Source organism: Bradyrhizobium sp. cir1 (assembly GCF_014198245.1).
Classification (GTDB): Bacteria; Pseudomonadota; Alphaproteobacteria; order Rhizobiales; family Xanthobacteraceae; genus Bradyrhizobium.
The window spans coordinates 24,540-40,321 of sequence record NZ_JACIHE010000015.1; the positions used below are offsets into that span (position 1 = coordinate 24,540).

Sequence of the window (15,782 nt, forward strand, 5' to 3'; positions counted from 1 at the left end):
TGGCCGCGGGCTTTGCGGGGGCGACTGGAATGCGGTTCATCGTGCTGTCTGTGCTTGCGCTGCTGGCGTTTGCGGCGGCGCCCGCCTCCGCGCAATCCGACCGCACCATCGCCGACAGGCTGCCGCTGTTCGCCAAGAACAACTGCCAGCAGATCCGCGATCCCGGCAATCAATTGTTCTGCGGTGACACCGAGCTTGCCGCGGCCGCCGCGAAGCTGAGCACGGCGAACGAGGCGCGGCTCGCCCGCCTGCCCGATCGCCTGCCGGCGATCGAGGAGAACGCGATCTGGGGCCGCCAGCGCAATCTCAGTTGCGCCATCGTCGGCCAGACCGCGGTCCGCACCGACGATTTCGACCAGGTGAAGGCGTGCCTGCTCAAGGTGACCGAGGAGCGCGCCGCAATCCTGCAGGATCCCGATTTCGACTGTCTCGCCGCGAATACGGCGGCGGGCGCGCTGATCTGCGCGGACCCGTCGCTGGCGCTTGCCGAAACGGAGCTCAACGGCCAGGTGCTCGGCCTGATCGGCAAGCTGGACCCGACCGCGGCGCGCTTTGCCTTCGCCGAATACGGAAGGTGGACGCGAGAGCGCGATCGAAAGTGCAATCTCGTGGGCAAGGAGAACGTGCCGCTGCAAGAGCTCGAGTCTGCGGAGGATTGTCTCGCCGACTACCTCACGCGCAAGACCGATGAGATCCGCACCGCCAAGGGCGATCCGAAAAAGGTGTTCGGCCGGCAGGTCGCGGCCCACTCGCCCGACACCGATGCCGTCGATTTCTGCGCCGCGCGGATCCATGCGACCAATTCCTGCGGCAATTTCCTGCGCATCAACCGCGTCTACGCCGTCGACAGCCAGGTGACCGACCGGGAGGCGCAGGTCACCGGCGAGATCGAGATGGTGGTGCTGGCCCCCTTCACCACCTGCAGCAAGGTCGCCTCCGGCTGCACCGGCACCTGCTGGGACGCCAGGACCGGCCGTCCGCAACCGGGCGCCAACAACAAGGAGCGCTCCGCTGACGCCTTCAATGTCACGCGCCGGCTGCGGATCCAGCGAACCTTCGCCTTCGTCAAAGCCGCCGACGGCTGGCGCTGCCGCGAAGACGAACTGGCCCCGGTGAACTCGGGCAACGCGAGCGGGGGATCGTAGGTGGCCCTCTCCCCGTTCTTACGGGGGCGCGACGAGCTTCGCTCGCGCTGAGAGGGTTGGGGTGAGGGGCCGCCTCGGCAATACGCTAGCAGTTGGACTCGCGGAGACTCCCCCTCACCCGGAATTTGCTCCCGCAAATTCCGGCCTCTCCCCGCACGCGGCAGGGCTATCGCATATGACTCGTTGCGGCGGCCTGCGCGCACGCCTCGTCCTTCGAGACGGCGCTTACGCGCCTCCTCAGGATGAGGCTAATCAGCGTCAGGGCCCGTTGAAACTGGGCCGCGCACTCCGCCCTCATCCTGAGGGCCCGCCATCGGCGGGCGTCTCGAAGAATGCGTTGTGGGCGAGCTATCCGCCACTTCATATGCGATAGCCCTGCCGCTTGCGGGGAGAGGCGAAGAAGCATCAAAACATCAGATTGTCCTTCACCAGCACCCAGCGGCCGTTCTTGACCTGCTGGACCTGGGTGATGGTGTTGGCGAGATGGTTGGTCTTGGAGAATGTCGTCGGCGGCGAGTTGAAGATGTCGAGGAACTTGTCGCCCGACTCGAGCGCGTCGAGCATCTTCTGCCCGGTCAGGTCCTTGCCCGCCTTCTGCGCATAGAAGGCGAAGGTCATCACCGCATTGTAGCCGATGATGGCCTGCGTATTGGCATCGGTGTTGAACGTCTTCTTGTAGTTGACGAGCCAATCCTTGACCTTGTCCTTGGCCGTGTCCTCGTAGGGAATCTCGAAGCCGCTGGCGGCGTAGAGACCTTCGACGGCTTCCTTGCCGAGGGCGGGCACTTCCATCACGTTGGTCGGCGTGGCACCAAGGAAAGTGACCTCCCAGCCGAGCTTCTTGGCTTCGGACATCGCGCCAATCGTTTCGCGGATCACGGTGCCGAGCACGACGAGGTCGCAGCCGTCGGACTTCATCTTGGCTACTTGTGCGCTGAAGTCGGAGGCGCCGCGCTTAAAGCTCGTGGCCGAGGCCGGCTGGAGCTTCATCGCCTCGAGTTGCTGGGTGAAACCGTCGAGCACGTTTTTACCGTACTCGTCGTCCTGATACATGATGCAAGGCTTCTTCGGGCTTTTGATCTCCACCATGTATTTGAGCGCAGCGCGGGTACTCTCGACGTAAGGAACGAGATTGGCGAACTTCAGCCGCTCCTGCGGCTTGTTGGGATCTAACTTGAAGGTAAATTCAGCCGAACTCAGGGGAAACAGCTGCAGCACGCCGGCGTCGAACAGCACATCCTGGGCGGCGAGCACGGTCGGCGACCCCATCGGGCCGATCATTGCGAAGATCTTGTCGCGCTCGATCATCTTCTGCGATGCCAGCACCGCCTTCTTCGGATCGTAGCCGCTATCCTCGAGGACCATCTTGATCTTGCGGCCATTGATGCCGCCGGCGGCGTTGATCTCCTCGACCGCCATCTTCATCCCGTTGGAGACCGACACGCCCCAGCCCTTGACCGGACCCGACAGATCCTGATGGGTGCCGATGACGATCTCGGTCGCCGAGATGCCTTCATTGGTGATCTTGGTTTGCGCGACGGCCGGCAGACAACTGAGCGCGATAGCGCCCATAGCAAGGCCGAACGCGTTGAACGATCTCGACATTGACGTCTCCTCTCCTTTGGGCCCGTATTGTACGAAGGGCGGGGCCATCACCGCTTCGCTTTTTCGAACGAAACTTTTCTTTTCTGCGCATGCCCTCATCGGAAAACCGGTTCCCACTTTTCCGGGGCATGCGCGTCACGCCACCGCGCGCTCGCGATACATCGCGTCGATCTCGGCGGCGTAGCGCTTGTTCACGAAGCTGCGTTTCAGCTTCATGGTCGGCGTCAGCTCCTCGTCCTCCGGCGTGAGCTGGCGTTCGATCAGATAGAATCTCTTGATGGTCTCGACGCGGGCGAAATTGGCGTTGACCGCTTCGATCTCGCGCCAGATCAGGTCCTGGATCTCCGTCGCCCGGCACAGGCTGGCGTAATTGGTGAAGGGGATGTCGTGATCCTGCGCGAACTTCTCGACATTCTCTTGGTCGATCATCACGAGGCAGGTGAGATACGGCCGCTTGTCGCCGACCACGACGGCATCGGAGATGTAGGGCGAGAATTTGAGCTGGTTCTCGATCTCGGACGGCGTGATGTTCTTGCCGCCGGAGGTGATGATGATGTCCTTCATCCGGTCGGTGATGCGGACGAAACCCTCATTGTCGATGGTGCCGACGTCGCCGGTGTGCAGCCAGCCACGCTGATCGATCGTCTCCGCGGTCTTCTCCGGCTGATTCAGGTAGCCCATGAACAGGAAGTCGCCCTTGATCAGGATCTCGCCGTCGGGCGACAGCGTGACCTCGCCCCAGGGCACGGCGGTGCCGACCGAGCCGAGCTTGATCCGCTCCGCCGGCATCATGGTGGCGACGCCGCAATTCTCGGTCTGGCCGTAGAGTTCGTGCATGTCGATGCCGAGCGCGAGATACCAGCGAATCAATTCCGGCGCGATCGGCGCCGCGCCCGTGAAGGCGATGCGGCAGCGGTCGAGCCCGATCATGCGGCGGATGTTGCGGAAGGCGACCAGGTAGGCGAGACGGCTGGCGATGCGCAGCGACAGCGGCGGCGCCCTGCCCTCGAGCCGGCAATCGACCATGCGATAGCCGATGCCGATGGCGCGGCGATAGACCCATTGCTGCAGCGGCGTCGCATCCTTCAGCGCGATGGTGATGGCGGAATAGAATTTTTCCCAGATGCGCGGCACCGCGAGGAAGATGGTCGGCTGCACCTCGCGCAGATTGTCCGGCACGGTTTCCGGGCTCTCGGCGAAATTCATCACCGAGCCGAGCGCGACCGAGATGTAATAGCCGCCGACGCGCTCGGCGACGTGACAGAGCGGCAGGAAGATCAGCCGATCCTCGTCCTCCCGCGCCGGGATGAAGTCGTTGGCGTGCCGCATCTGGTGCGTCACGCTGCGATTGGCGTGCATCGCGCCCTTGGGCGGGCCTGTCGTGCCCGAGGTGTAGACGAGCACCACGAGATCGCCCGCACTGCGGCTGTCGATCATCTCCTGCCACAGCGCTTCGCGGCCGACCATGTGGTTGCGCCCGAGCGCGCGAAACTCGTCGAACGACATCACCATGTCGTCGGAGAAGCCGCTGAGGCCCTCCATGTCGAACACGATGACCTTCTGCAGGGACGGGCAGCGCACGCGGCAGATGAGGATCTTGTCGAGCTGCTCCTCGTCCTCGGCAAAGATTACCTTCGTACGGGAATCGTTGACGAGATACTCGACCTGGGACGAGGAATCGGTCGGATAGATTCCGGAGGAGACGCCACCGGCGCACAGGATGCCCATGTCGGCGTAGACCCATTCAGGCACAGCGTTGGCGATGATGGAGGCGACGTCGCCGGGCATGAAGCCGATGGCGCGAAGCGCGTAGGCGATTTCCTTGGAGATCTCCAGCCACTCGCGCCAGCTGGTCGGCTGCCAGATGCCGAACTTCTTCTCGCGGATTGCAGGCCGATCGCTCCGCGTCTCCGCGGCAAGCAAGAAGCTCTTTGCGATCGTATCAGCGACCGTCAGCACCGCCGGTCGGGGCATGCGCGTCTCCTCCTTGTCGCCTTTCCCCCTCCGCTGCCTGCCTTGCCGGCGGTCTATGTCGTGGAGGGGGTCCCCCCATCTAACGCCACGTTTTCTTCTTTTTCCAGCGCCGTTCGCCTCTAGCGCCCGCCTCCTTGGCGCCAAGGTAAAATTCCTGGATGTCCTGGGAATGCATCAAGCGGTCGCAGCTGTCGTTCATCACGATGCGGCCGATCTCGAGCACATAGCCGTAATGGGCGGTCTCCAGCGCCACCTTGGCGTTCTGCTCGACCAGCAGGATCGACATGCCCTGCTCCTCGTTGACCCGGCGGATAATGGTGAAGATTTCCTTCACCAGCAGCGGCGACAGGCCGAGTGAGGGCTCGTCGAGCAAGAGCAGCGTCGGCCGGTTCATCAGCGCGCGCCCGATCGCGAGCATCTGCTGCTCGCCGCCAGAGAGCTGGCCGGCCGGCTGGTTGATGCGCTCCTTCAGGCGCGGGAAATAGCCGTAGACGCGCTCCAGATCCTCCGCGACGCCGTCGCGGTCCTTGCGCGGATAGGCGCCCATCATCAGGTTCTCACGCACGGAGAGGAACGGGAACACCTCGCGTCCCTCCGGCACGTGACTTAAGCCCAGCCGCACGATGCGGTCGGCTTCCATGCGCTGGATCGGCTTGCCCATGAATTCGATCGCGCCCTTCTGCGGATCGAGGATGCCCGAGATCGTCTTCAGCACCGTGGTCTTGCCGGCGCCGTTGGCCCCGAGCAGCGTGACGATGCGGCCGCGGGGCACCTCCAGCGAGATGCCGCGGATCGCCATGATCGGCCCGTAATAGCTCTCGATGTTGGAGAGCTTCAGGATGATGTCCGGGGTCGCCGCGGCGCCCATGCGTCAGGTTCCGAGATACGCTGCGACGACGTCGGGGTGCTGCTGCACCTCGGCGGGCGAGCCCATGGCGAGCACCCTTCCGTAGTTCAGCGCAATGACGCGGTCGGAGACGCGGTTCACCAGCGCCATGTCGTGCTCGACCATCAGCACCGTGACGCCGAGCTCACTCTTCATGTCGCGGATCCAGAACGACATGTCGTCGGTCTCCTCGACATTGAGGCCCGAGGACGGCTCGTCGAGCAGGATCAGCTTCGGCTCCGAGCACAGCGCCCGCGCCAGCTCGATCACCTTGCGCACGCCGTATGGCAGGCCCGAGATCAGCTTGTCGCGATAGGGCTCGAGGTCGAGAAGCTCGATCACCTGCTCGACCCGGCGTCGGTGCACCTTCTCGTTGGCGCGCACGCTCGGCAGGAACAAGAGCTCCTGCCAGAGCTGGGTGGTCGAATGGCGGTGGCGGCCGACCAAAAGGTTCGACAGCACGGTCGCGTTCTCGAACAGCTCGATGTTCTGGAAGGTGCGGGCGATGCCGAGCTTTGCGATGTCGTAGGGCGGCTGCTCCGTGATGTCCTGGTCCTCGAAGAAGATGCGGCCCGAGGTCGGCCGGTAGATGCGCGAGATCAGGTTGAAGATCGAGCTCTTGCCGGCGCCATTGGGACCGATGATCGAGAGGATCTCGCCCTTCTCGACCGCGAACGAGACCGCATCGACCGCCTTGAGGCCTCCGAAATGCAGCGACAGGTTCTCGGCGCGGAAATAGCTCATCGGTTGCGCTCCGACTTCACGTAGATCTTCTGCCGCTTGAAGGTGGCGCGCTTGTAGAGCGGGAACAGCTGGAAGAAGAGCTTGATCTTGAGCCAGCGGCCGTAGAGCCCGAGCGGCTCGAACAGCACGAACAGCACGATGATGATGCCGTAGATGGCGCCCTTCAGGCCGTTGAGCGAGGCGAAGGCCGCGACCTTGGACTGGATGTTGCCCGCAGTCGCCGAGCCCGCCCCGAATGTCGCGGCGATGCCGGCGATGATGCCGGGCATGTCGTCCTTGAGGTAGGTGAGGAACGGATCGATCATCACGATGAAGATCGCGCCCAGCACCGCCCCGTGCAGGCTGAAGGTGCCGCCGATCAGGATCACGATGATGAACTCGATCGAGAGCTGGAGCGTGAACATCTCCGGCGAGATGAAGGAGAGCTTGTGCGCGAACAGCACGCCGGCAAGACCGGTGATCGCCGCCGAGATCGCAAACGACTTGACCTTGTAGAGTGCGACATTGACGCCCATGCTGCGCGCCGCGGTCTCGGAGTCGCGGATCGCGACGAAGGCGCGGCCCGTCGGCGAACGCAGCAAATTGAGCGTGCCGACGATGGTCAGCACCAGCACGGCAAGACAGAGGAAGTAGAAAGTGGGGCTGTCGCGCGGCACGGCGACGCCGAGCAGCGACAGCGCCTTGACCCGCATGCCCTCATTGCCGTTGGTGACGCTCTCCCACCGCGCCAGGATCTCCTCGACGATCAGGGCAAAGGAGATGGTGGCGATGACGAGGTAGATGCCGGTGAGGCGCAGCGCGGGAAAGCCGACCATCGCGCCGATGATGCCGGTCAAAAGCCCGGCGGCGAGGAAGTAGACCGGGAACGGCACGTTATACTTCTGCAGATACGCCGCGGTGTAGGCCCCGATCGCGAGGAACGCGGCATGCCCGAGCGAGGCCTGGCCGGTGAAGCCGGTCAGGATCAGCAACGCCACGCCGACGGTTGCATAGATGCAGACGAAGACGAGCTGGCTCATCAGATAGCTGGAGAGCACGTAGGGCGCGATCAGCAGCAGCGCGAGCAGGACGCCATAGGTGACGACGTAGCCCGAATGCGGAAACAGTTTGATGTCGTCCTCGTAGTCGGTCTTGAACAGGAAGCGCATGGCGTTCAGACCTTCTTGCGGACGTGAAGGCCGAACAGGCCTTCGGGCTTCAGCACCAGCACTGTGAGCAGCACGATGTAGGGCGCGACGTCCTTCCAGCCCTCGGGCAGGTAGAACCCTGCCATGCTCTCGATCACGCCGATCAGGACGCCGCCGACCACGGCGCCCGGGATCGAGCCGAAGCCGCCGAGCACGGCGGCCGGAAAGGCCTTGAGGCCGAGCACGAGGCCGACATTGGAATGGATGAAGGTGATCGGCGCCAGCAGCACGCCGGCGCAGGTCGCCACCGCCGCGCTGATCGCCCAGACGATCGACACCACCCGCTTGACCGGAATGCCCATGTAATAGGCCGCCAGCATGTTCTCCGAGCTGGCGCGCATCGCGGTGCCGAGCGTGGTCTTGTTGAAGAACAGATAGAGCAGCGTGCACAGGATCATCGTCGCCGCGATCACGGACAGCTTGTCGTAGGCGAGCACCAGCGAGCCGATCCGCAATACGCCCTGGCTGAATGGCGTCTCGATCTTCAGGTCGTCGGTGCCCCAGATCATGCCGGCGATCGAGCGCAGGAAATAACCGAGGCCGATCGTGGCCATGATGATGGAGAATTGCGGATAGCCGAGGATCGGCCGCACCACCACGCGCTCGGCCAGCATGCCGAACAGCGCCATGGCGGCCACCGCACCGGCAAAGCCGATCCAGTAGTTCAGGCCCATCATGCCGATGAAGGTGAAGGCGAAGAAGCCGCCGAGCATCATCAGATCGCCCTGGGCGAAATTGACGACCTCGGTGGCCTTGTAGACGAGCACGAAGCCGAGCGCGATCAGGCCGTAGACGCAGCCGAGCGCGACACCGCTGACCAGCTGCTGAACGAAATCCAGCATCGCCGCGCTTCCTCCCGATGCGACCAGCGTTCTTCGAGCGCCGTGTCGCATCTTGTGTCCAGTCGCTACGCAGTCGTTTCGCCGCGTTAGCGCCATTTGTCCGCAATCAATTCAGCCTGAACGCCCGCGCGCTGTCAACAAACGGTGACTTGTTAAGGTGACTTGCCTTTAGTCCAATCCGGATGACGGAATTTGTCGGCCGTAGATTCACGGTGCCGAAACATCTTCAAGTCAAGGTCGCGGGCGATGCAAAACCGGATGGTATGGCCGTCATGAAGCCGGACAACTCGGCGCTGGAAGTCCGAGGGTTAACGAAGCGTTTTGACCGGCTGGCGGTCGACAGCCTCGATCTCACCATTCATGCCGGCGAATTCTATGCTCTGGTCGGCCCCAACGGCGCCGGCAAGACGACCACCTTGCGTATGGTCGCGGGCCTGCTCAGGCCCGATGCCGGCGCGGTCTCGATCTTCGGCATCGATGCGCTCCAAAGCCCCGTCGCCGCCAAGCAGGTGATGGCGTGGGTCTCCGACGAGCCCATGATCTATGACAAGCTGACCCCGCTCGAATATCTCGAATTCGTCGCCGGGCTCTGGGGCATCGCGCCGCCGGTCTCGGAACCGGTCGCCGAGGAGCTGCTCAGCTCGCTCGGGCTCGAGCCGCACCGGCACGAGCGCTGCGAGGCCTTTTCCAAAGGCATGCGCCAGAAGGTGGCGCTGGCCGGCGCACTGGTGCACGATCCCCGTCTCATCATTCTCGACGAGCCCCTGACGGGATTGGACGCCGTCTCCGCCCGCCACGTGAAGGGCCTGCTCGGCGAGCGCGTCCGCGCCGGCTGCACCGTCATCATGACCACGCACATCCTCGAGGTCGCCGAGCGCATGGCCGACCGCATCGGCGTGATCGCCTCGGGCCGCCTCGTCGCCGAAGGCACGCTCACCGAGCTGCGCCAGCAGAACGGCCAGGCCGACACCAGCCTGGAAGATCTGTTCATCGCGCTGGTGACGCTGCAGGAAGCCGCATGAGCTCGGCGACCGCGCTGTCCTGGTTCGCCCGCCACGAGCTCAGGCTGGCCTGGCGAGAATGGTTCGCCATGATGACCGGCGGCCGGCGCACGCAGGCGCGCGCCGCCGTCATCGGCCTGTTGTTCTTTGCGGCACTGCTGCACGTGCCGGCCTGGGCGGTGATCGGCCGCTTCGCCGATCTGCAGCTGCCGCTCGACAAATCCTCGCTGATCGTAATCACGGCGACGATCCTTCTGGCCTGGACCTTGATGCTGTCGCAGGCGATCGAATCGGTGACGCGGGTGTTCTACGCCCGCGCCGATCTCGACCTGATCATGTCCTCGCCCGCGACGCTGGCCAATCTGTTCTCGGTCCGCATCGCCGCGATCGCGCTCACCGTCACTGCAATGGCGCTGCTGTTCTCCACGCCCTTCATCGACGTTCTGGTGATCGGCGGCGGGCCGCGCTGGCTGGCGGCGTTCGGCGTCGTGATCGCGATGGGCCTGTCGGCCGCGGCGGTCGCGATCGCCGTCACCATCTTGCTGTTCCGTCTGATCGGGCCGGCGCGGACGCGCCTCGTGGCGCAGATCCTCGCCGCCATCATCGGCGCCGGCTTCGTGATCGCGCTGCAGGTCGCCGCGATCATGTCCTACGGCACGCTGTCGCGCTTCACCATCCTGACCTCCGGCAGCATGGCCGCCCACGCCCCCGAGATCGACAGCATCTGGTGGTGGCCGGCACGCGCCACCATGGGCGACAACGAGGCGCTGGTGCTGCTTCTCGCGCTCGCTCTGGTGCTGCTCGGAAGCGTCATGGCGATCTTCTCGGGCCGCTTTGCCGACACCGCGATCGATGCCGCCGCCTACGGCAGATCCGGCCGCCGCAACGCGATGCAGCGCGCGTTCCGGGGCGGATCGCGGCAGCAGGCGCTGCGGCGCAAGGAATTCTCGCTGCTCTGGCGCGATCCCTGGCTGATCTCGCAGACCCTGATGCAGCTGCTCTACCTGGTGCCGCCGGCGCTGCTGCTCTGGCGCAATTTTGCCGAGAGCTCCGCGGCGCTGACGCTGATCACACCCGTGATCGTGATGGCGGCGGGACAGCTCGCCGGCGGACTCGCCTGGCTGACGATCTCCGGCGAGGACGCCCCCGACCTGGTCGCGACAGCGCCACTGACGCCATCGAGCGTCATCCGTGCCAAGATCGAGGTGGTGCTGATCGCAATCGCCGCCATCTTCTGCCCGCTGGTCGCCGCGCTGGCCTTCGCTTCGCCATTCCAGGCCGCGGTGAGTGCCGGAGCCATCATCGTCAGTGCGGCCTCCGCGACCGCTATCCAGCTCTGGTTCCGCGTTCAGGCCCGGCGCAGCCAGTTCCGCCGCCGCCAGACCTCGTCGCGGCTTGCGACCTTTGCCGAAGCCTTCTCCTCGATCGGCTGGGCCGCGAGTGCGGCGCTGCTGCTCGCCCTGCCGCTGGCCGGCGTCATCAGCGGCCTGATCACCGCGGGCCTCGTCGCCATCACCTGGAAGTTCAGCCCGAGGCGGGAGTAAGAGCGGGAGTGGGGTTTCTCGCCCGCCTCACTTGAAGGTAAGGCTAAATTGCCTTACTTATGGGGTAGCAAGGATCGAGGCTCCAATGGGTACGCTTACTGTCACGGCAAAGGGGCAGGTTACGCTCCGGAAGGATCTCCTGGAACACCTTGGCGTACATCCGGGCGACAAGATCTCAATAGAAAAACTTCCTGGGGGACGAGTTGAGGTGAAGGCCGCTCGGCCTGCTGGAAAGATTTCGGACACGTTCGGCATCCTCAAGACAAAGAGGAAGGGACCACCACTGTCGATCGAGGAGATGAACGAGGTCATTGCCCGCGGTTGGGCTGGAAAGCGATGAAGATCACGGCCGATACGAACATCTTGGTTCGTGCTTGGGTCGAAGACGATGCTGAACAGGCCAAGGCTGCCCACGCCATCCTCAAGAAGGCGGACGTCGTCGCTATCTCGATCACTGCCCTTTGCGAATTGGTCTGGGTGCTGGCGTACAGCTACAGGATTTCGCCGAGCGCTATCGCCGACGCCATCCGCCAGTTGATCAATGCGGAAAATGTGGTGGTAAACCGGCCTTTGGCCGAGGCCGGATTGGCATTCCTCGATGCCGGGGGTGATTTCGCCGATGGTGTCATCGCCCACGAGGGTAACTGGCTTGGAGCCGATACTTTCGTTTCTTTCGACAAGAGAGCCGTGAAGCTGATCGAGGCAAGCGGCGGATTGGCGCGGTTGGCTGGCGGCACATGACGCAAGGATAATTCGTCGATACACTCAGCAGGTCGTTGATGAGCGGCGGACGGTTCTTCATGTCTCGACTATTGCTGACGGCTTTGGCGTTCCTTGGCTGGCTGCTGACACCTGCCCTCGCCCAGCAGCCCCAGCGCAGCGAATGCCTGGCGATGGCCAATGCCGCGCCGCGGGTCATGCCGGTCGCCTTCAGGCAGGCGGCGACGCCTGCGGAGGTCGAGATCACCTATGCCGGCCACTCCACTTATTTCATCGACACGCCCGGCGGCCTGCGCATCGCCACCGACTATAGCGGCGCCTATCAGGTCGGACGGCTGCCCGACGTCGTCACCATGAACCGGGCGCACAGCACGCACTACTCTTTGTATCCGGACAAGCGCATTCCCCATGTGCTGCATGGTTGGGGCGAGGACGGCAAGCCGGCCATTGTCTCCGAGCGCATCAGTGACACCTTCATCCGCAACGTCACCACCGATATCCGCCGCTATTTCGGCGACGATGCCGGCACCGACATGATCCGCGACGGCAACTCGATCTTCATCTTCGAGGTCGCCGGCCTCTGCATCGGACATCTCGGTCATCTCCACCACAAGCTGGACGACAGCCATTTTGCCCAGATCGGGCGGCTCGACATCGTGATGGTGCCGATCGACGGCACCTACACCATGTCGCTCGACGGCATCTCCGAGATCACCAGGCGGCTGCGCGCCTCGGTGGTGCTGCCGATGCACCGCTTCGCCACGCCGCTCGACGACTTCATGCGGCGGATCGGCCAGCAATTCGAGATCGACCGGCGCATCGAGCGTTCCCTCCGGATGTCGCGGGACACGCTGCCGTCGACGCCGACGGTGATCATCCTCGACGGCGTCTGAGGCGCAATTTTCTCCAAGCCGGCTGCCGCCCTTTGGTGCTGATCTCCTGCAAGAGGAGATCGACATGACCGACTTTGCGCGACTGTTGCACGCGGACGGACCGAATCCCGAGCACGCGGCGGCGCTTCAGCTTTACGGCCGCTTCGTCGGCGATTGGGAGGCCGAGATCACCGCCCGTGGACCCGGTGGAACGAAACACGTAGCGCCCGGCGAGATCCATTTCGGCTGGGTGCTGGAGGGGCGCGCCGTGCAGGACGTCTGGATCATTCCCCGGCCTGCGGGGGCGCCGGCCTTTCCGATCGCCGGCAATTGGTACGGCACGACGCTGCGGGTCTATGATCCCACCATGTCCGCATGGCGGATTTCCTGGTTCGATCCAGGTCGCAGCGTGTTCCGCCAGCAGATCGGCCGCCCGCGCGGCGATGATATCGTGCAGGAAGGCACGACCGACGCGGGCGACCAGACGCGCTGGAGCTTTACCGAGATCACTGACGACTCCTTCCATTGGCTCGGCGAGGTCAAGCCTGCGACCGCAACCGATTGGCGGCTCGTCGTCGACGTGAAGGCGAAGCGGCGCAAGGCCTGACGACAGCGCCGCTGTGCGCAAGACGAAGGGTGCGGTTGCGCGCCGCGCGCTGCTGCATGCAAGGACGAGCTGCTAGGCTCTCGCCACAAAAAATTCAAAGGGAGCGAACGCCAATGGCTGCAAGCGGTGTGCCCGCCAACACGAGCGGGCTGTTCGTCGAGCCGCGTGAGGACTGGCTCGCGCTGCATCAGGAAGAGATCATCGACCCCATGCGGCCGATCGTCGATCCCCACCACCATCTCTGGAATCGCGGGCACCGCTATCTGATCGAGGAGATGGCGTCCGACATCGCCTCCGGCCACAACGTCATCGCCACCGTCTACGTCGATTGCCGCTCGATGTATCGCGCGCATGGGCCCGAGGCATTCCGGCCGGTCGGCGAAGTCGAGTTCGCCAACGGCATCGCGGCGATGAGTGCGAGCGGTGGTTACGGCAAAGCCGCGATCTGCGCCGGCATCGTCAGCCACGCCAATCTGCTACTGGGTGACGCCGCAAAACCGGTGCTGGAAGCGGGGATCGCCGCAGGTAACGGCCGCTTCCGCGGCATCCGGCATTCCTCGGCATGGGACGAAGATCCCGTCGTCGCCGGCATGTATGCCAACAGGCCGAAAGGCCTGCTGCAGGACTCGGCCTTCCGCAAAGGCTTTGCCCATCTCGCCCCGCTGAACCTCAGCTTCGATGCTTGGCTGTTTCATCCGCAGATCGGCGAGCTGACCGAGCTGGCGCGCGTCTTCCCCGACACCAGGATCGTGCTCGACCATTGCGGCGGGCCGGCGGGCGTCGGCCGCTTTGCAGGACGGCGCGAAGAAGTGTTTCCGCAATGGCGCGCGTCGATCCGGGAGATCGCAAAATGCGAGAACGTGGTGGTGAAGCTCGGAGGCCTTGCGATGTGCCTGCTCGGCTACGACTTCCATCTGCGCGAGAGGCCGCCGTCATCCGAGGAACTTGCCGCGGCCTGGCGGCCCTATGTCGAGACCTGCATCGAGGCGTTCGGGCCCAAGCGCGCGATGTTCGAGAGCAATTTTCCGCCCGACAAGGGCCAGTGCAGCTACCAGGTGATCTTCAATGCCTTCAAGCGCATCGCCGCGCCCCTGAGCGAGGCCGAGAAGACGGCACTGTTCTCGCGGACCGCGACCGAATTCTACCGGCTCGAACTGCCCTCCTGACGAGAAGAGGGGCCGGGATGTTGATCCCGACCCCTCTTCGTCGTGGCCGCTGGGAAGCGTCCTTGAAACGTTTTTGTCTAGCCGGCACCCATCAGCGACGCCGGACGGCGCTCGCCGCTGAAGGCGAACATCTTCTTGAGCTTGTTGACGACGCGGATCAGGAAACCGATCACGACGGGATTGGTCTTGCGGCAGAAGGCGATCTTCTTGACGTGGCCTTCGACATGCCATTTGGCATGCGCGCCGTCGCGGAAGAAGATGACGTCGCCGGGGCCATAGCGCTTCGGCGGCATGCCTTCGCTCTCGAGCACGATCGATCCTTCCATGATCATGATCGTCTCGTCGATGTCGTAGTACCAGTTGAAGCGGCCTTCGGTGCAATGCCAGATGATTGTCTGGGCGGTGCCGTCGGCGCTGGTCGACAGGACGCGCGAGCGCGACACCGGATTGCCTTCGATGATCCAGGACGGCTCGATCGGCCGCAGCTCGAGCTCCACATTGCAACTACCGATTTCAATCAATGCGCGCGACATCTACTTCCCCAGGGGATATTAATATGTATGGCCGGGTCTCGGCCCGGATTGAAAGATGTTGGAACGCTAGTGGCCGGCTTTTAATTCTTTCTTACGCAGGCCCCGACAATCAGCCGTAAGTTGCAGGTGCGAAGCAGCTAACGTCACGATTTCCCTGCAAATTCGCGCACATGAACCGATCTTTTCCGGGGTGCGACAAAGTGCGCGAAGTATAAAAAAGGAGCCACACCGATGCCCCTCAGCCGGGAGGATCTGACAGCCAAAGGCGACGTGGTCGCCCGGCTCGGCGGCTTCGATATCTCCTTCGCGCCGGACGAGCCCTGGTTCACCATCGACGGCATCGACAGCCCCCGGCAGATCGGCAGCGACGGCTCCGGCGGCGCGTTCGTGCTGCTGCCGTCGCAGAATGTGCTCTACGTCTCATCGGAGGGCCGCGCAGGAATCATCGCAGAAAGCTTCGAGGCATTGATTCAGCTCGTCGTCGCCCGCCCCTACTGGCTCGATATCCTGAAATTTTCCGCCGGCGGCGACCTCCTGGAGATGCGGCGCGCGGCGGATGCGCTGGAGGCGACGCTCGACGACGAGGATGAGATCAACGAGGCCCGCGAGGACATCCGCAGATGCCTCGATCTCGCCGAGCCGGACGATCCCGTCGGCGCGCTCTATGAGGCGGTGGCTGCTTCAGACGCCATCGTGCGGGCCACCGACGGCAGCCCGTTCACGACGCTGTTCAACCGTTTCAGCATCGACAACCACCCGATGCTGCGCAACGCTGCGGCGTGAGAGTCACGAGGGACTGTCGCGAGGGCGTTCACCTCTCCCGTAGAGACGGGGCAATCGCAATGGCATTTTGGACGGCCTGTGCGCACGCCTCGTCCTTCGAGACGACCGCTTCCAGCGGTCTCCTCAGGATGAGGCTAATCGACATCGGTGCCGCTGAAGTGACTGCCGCACAC

At 64.0% G+C, this 15,782-nt stretch carries 16 protein-coding genes; 9 read left to right on the forward strand and 7 right to left on the reverse strand.

Annotated elements, in window-relative coordinates; translation table 11 throughout:
* Nucleotides 1-29: 29 nt before the first annotated feature.
* The gene (locus GGD63_RS26265) at nucleotides 30-1,145 is read left to right on the forward strand and encodes a lysozyme inhibitor LprI family protein (protein ID WP_183246308.1); all 1,116 of its coding nucleotides are present in this window, start codon (nucleotides 30-32) and stop codon (nucleotides 1,143-1,145) included.
* Nucleotides 1,146-1,550: 405 nt separating this feature from the next.
* On the opposite strand, the gene GGD63_RS26270 is transcribed toward GGD63_RS26265, so the two are convergent.
* From GGD63_RS26270 to GGD63_RS26295, 6 genes are all read right to left on the reverse strand, one after another.
* A complete protein-coding gene (locus tag GGD63_RS26270; protein WP_183246062.1) occupies nucleotides 1,551-2,750 on the reverse strand; it encodes an ABC transporter substrate-binding protein in 1,200 nt (399 codons plus the stop codon).
* A 135-nt stretch (nucleotides 2,751-2,885) separates the two neighbouring features.
* Complete coding sequence (locus tag GGD63_RS26275) at nucleotides 2,886-4,724, reverse strand: long-chain fatty acid--CoA ligase (protein ID WP_183246063.1); 1,839 nt, start codon at nucleotides 4,722-4,724, stop codon at nucleotides 2,886-2,888.
* A gap of 79 nt (nucleotides 4,725-4,803) precedes the next feature.
* Nucleotides 4,804-5,592: an ABC transporter ATP-binding protein gene (locus GGD63_RS26280; RefSeq protein WP_183246064.1), complete on the reverse strand. Its 789-nt coding sequence runs from the start codon at nucleotides 5,590-5,592 to the stop codon at nucleotides 4,804-4,806.
* Nucleotides 5,593-5,595: 3 nt separating this feature from the next.
* Nucleotides 5,596-6,354: an ABC transporter ATP-binding protein gene (locus tag GGD63_RS26285; protein ID WP_183246065.1), complete on the reverse strand. Its 759-nt coding sequence runs from the start codon at nucleotides 6,352-6,354 to the stop codon at nucleotides 5,596-5,598.
* Nucleotides 6,351-7,502, reverse strand: a complete 1,152-nt coding sequence (locus tag GGD63_RS26290) for a branched-chain amino acid ABC transporter permease (RefSeq protein WP_183246066.1) — start codon at nucleotides 7,500-7,502, stop codon at nucleotides 6,351-6,353. Before GGD63_RS26290 ends, GGD63_RS26285 begins: the two co-directional genes overlap by 4 nt.
* A 5-nt stretch (nucleotides 7,503-7,507) precedes the next feature.
* Complete coding sequence (locus GGD63_RS26295; RefSeq protein ID WP_183246067.1) at nucleotides 7,508-8,383, reverse strand: branched-chain amino acid ABC transporter permease; 876 nt, start codon at nucleotides 8,381-8,383, stop codon at nucleotides 7,508-7,510.
* 272 nt (nucleotides 8,384-8,655) lie between these two features.
* On the opposite strand from GGD63_RS26295, the gene GGD63_RS26300 reads away from it, so the two are divergent.
* From GGD63_RS26300 to GGD63_RS26330, 7 genes are all read left to right on the forward strand, one after another.
* On the forward strand, nucleotides 8,656-9,405 hold the full coding sequence (locus tag GGD63_RS26300) for an ABC transporter ATP-binding protein (protein WP_183246309.1): 750 nt from the start codon (nucleotides 8,656-8,658) through the stop codon (nucleotides 9,403-9,405).
* The gene (locus tag GGD63_RS26305; RefSeq protein ID WP_183246068.1) at nucleotides 9,402-10,928 is read left to right on the forward strand and encodes a permease; all 1,527 of its coding nucleotides are present in this window, start codon (nucleotides 9,402-9,404) and stop codon (nucleotides 10,926-10,928) included. The genes GGD63_RS26300 and GGD63_RS26305 overlap by 4 nt, the downstream gene beginning before the upstream one ends.
* Nucleotides 10,929-11,013: 85 nt before the next feature.
* The gene (locus GGD63_RS26310) at nucleotides 11,014-11,268 is read left to right on the forward strand and encodes an AbrB/MazE/SpoVT family DNA-binding domain-containing protein (RefSeq protein ID WP_183246069.1); all 255 of its coding nucleotides are present in this window, start codon (nucleotides 11,014-11,016) and stop codon (nucleotides 11,266-11,268) included.
* Entirely contained in the window at nucleotides 11,265-11,669 is a 405-nt protein-coding gene (locus GGD63_RS26315) for a type II toxin-antitoxin system VapC family toxin (RefSeq protein WP_183246070.1), read from the forward strand. The genes GGD63_RS26310 and GGD63_RS26315 overlap by 4 nt, the downstream gene beginning before the upstream one ends.
* Nucleotides 11,670-11,728: 59 nt before the next feature.
* Nucleotides 11,729-12,541, forward strand: coding sequence for an MBL fold metallo-hydrolase (locus GGD63_RS26320; RefSeq protein WP_183246071.1), 813 nt, complete (start codon nucleotides 11,729-11,731; stop codon nucleotides 12,539-12,541).
* 64 nt (nucleotides 12,542-12,605) lie between these two features.
* Nucleotides 12,606-13,127 (forward strand): hypothetical protein, encoded by a 522-nt coding sequence (locus GGD63_RS26325; RefSeq protein ID WP_183246072.1) that lies wholly within the window; start codon nucleotides 12,606-12,608, stop codon nucleotides 13,125-13,127.
* Between the two features lie 113 nt (nucleotides 13,128-13,240).
* Complete coding sequence (locus GGD63_RS26330) at nucleotides 13,241-14,293, forward strand: amidohydrolase (protein ID WP_183246073.1); 1,053 nt, start codon at nucleotides 13,241-13,243, stop codon at nucleotides 14,291-14,293.
* Between the two features lie 77 nt (nucleotides 14,294-14,370).
* Here GGD63_RS26330 and GGD63_RS26335 read toward each other — a convergent pair whose 3' ends face one another.
* Nucleotides 14,371-14,826, reverse strand: coding sequence for a cupin domain-containing protein (locus tag GGD63_RS26335; RefSeq protein ID WP_183246074.1), 456 nt, complete (start codon nucleotides 14,824-14,826; stop codon nucleotides 14,371-14,373).
* Nucleotides 14,827-15,057: 231 nt separating this feature from the next.
* Between GGD63_RS26335 and GGD63_RS26340 the strand changes: the two genes are divergently transcribed.
* Nucleotides 15,058-15,609, forward strand: coding sequence for a hypothetical protein (locus GGD63_RS26340; protein WP_183246075.1), 552 nt, complete (start codon nucleotides 15,058-15,060; stop codon nucleotides 15,607-15,609).
* Nucleotides 15,610-15,782 lie beyond the last annotated feature (173 nt).

What these genes read in the sequence shown, in the direction of transcription:
- GGD63_RS26270 (WP_183246062.1), bottom strand. Translation starts at nt 2,750, where the DNA reads ATGTCGAGATCGTTCAACGCGTTCGGCCTTGCTATGGGCGCTATCGCG.
- GGD63_RS26315 (WP_183246070.1), top strand. Translation starts at nt 11,265, where the DNA reads ATGAAGATCACGGCCGATACGAACATCTTGGTTCGTGCTTGGGTCGAA.
- GGD63_RS26310 (WP_183246069.1), top strand. Translation starts at nt 11,014, where the DNA reads ATGGGTACGCTTACTGTCACGGCAAAGGGGCAGGTTACGCTCCGGAAG.
- GGD63_RS26300 (WP_183246309.1), top strand. Translation starts at nt 8,656, where the DNA reads ATGAAGCCGGACAACTCGGCGCTGGAAGTCCGAGGGTTAACGAAGCGT.
- GGD63_RS26325 (WP_183246072.1), top strand. Translation starts at nt 12,606, where the DNA reads ATGACCGACTTTGCGCGACTGTTGCACGCGGACGGACCGAATCCCGAG.
- GGD63_RS26275 (WP_183246063.1), bottom strand. Translation starts at nt 4,724, where the DNA reads ATGCCCCGACCGGCGGTGCTGACGGTCGCTGATACGATCGCAAAGAGC.
- GGD63_RS26335 (WP_183246074.1), bottom strand. Translation starts at nt 14,826, where the DNA reads ATGTCGCGCGCATTGATTGAAATCGGTAGTTGCAATGTGGAGCTCGAG.
- GGD63_RS26330 (WP_183246073.1), top strand. Translation starts at nt 13,241, where the DNA reads ATGGCTGCAAGCGGTGTGCCCGCCAACACGAGCGGGCTGTTCGTCGAG.
- GGD63_RS26285 (WP_183246065.1), bottom strand. Translation starts at nt 6,354, where the DNA reads ATGAGCTATTTCCGCGCCGAGAACCTGTCGCTGCATTTCGGAGGCCTC.
- GGD63_RS26265 (WP_183246308.1), top strand. Translation starts at nt 30, where the DNA reads ATGCGGTTCATCGTGCTGTCTGTGCTTGCGCTGCTGGCGTTTGCGGCG.
- GGD63_RS26305 (WP_183246068.1), top strand. Translation starts at nt 9,402, where the DNA reads ATGAGCTCGGCGACCGCGCTGTCCTGGTTCGCCCGCCACGAGCTCAGG.
- GGD63_RS26290 (WP_183246066.1), bottom strand. Translation starts at nt 7,502, where the DNA reads ATGCGCTTCCTGTTCAAGACCGACTACGAGGACGACATCAAACTGTTT.
- GGD63_RS26340 (WP_183246075.1), top strand. Translation starts at nt 15,058, where the DNA reads ATGCCCCTCAGCCGGGAGGATCTGACAGCCAAAGGCGACGTGGTCGCC.
- GGD63_RS26295 (WP_183246067.1), bottom strand. Translation starts at nt 8,383, where the DNA reads ATGCTGGATTTCGTTCAGCAGCTGGTCAGCGGTGTCGCGCTCGGCTGC.
- GGD63_RS26320 (WP_183246071.1), top strand. Translation starts at nt 11,729, where the DNA reads ATGTCTCGACTATTGCTGACGGCTTTGGCGTTCCTTGGCTGGCTGCTG.
- GGD63_RS26280 (WP_183246064.1), bottom strand. Translation starts at nt 5,592, where the DNA reads ATGGGCGCCGCGGCGACCCCGGACATCATCCTGAAGCTCTCCAACATC.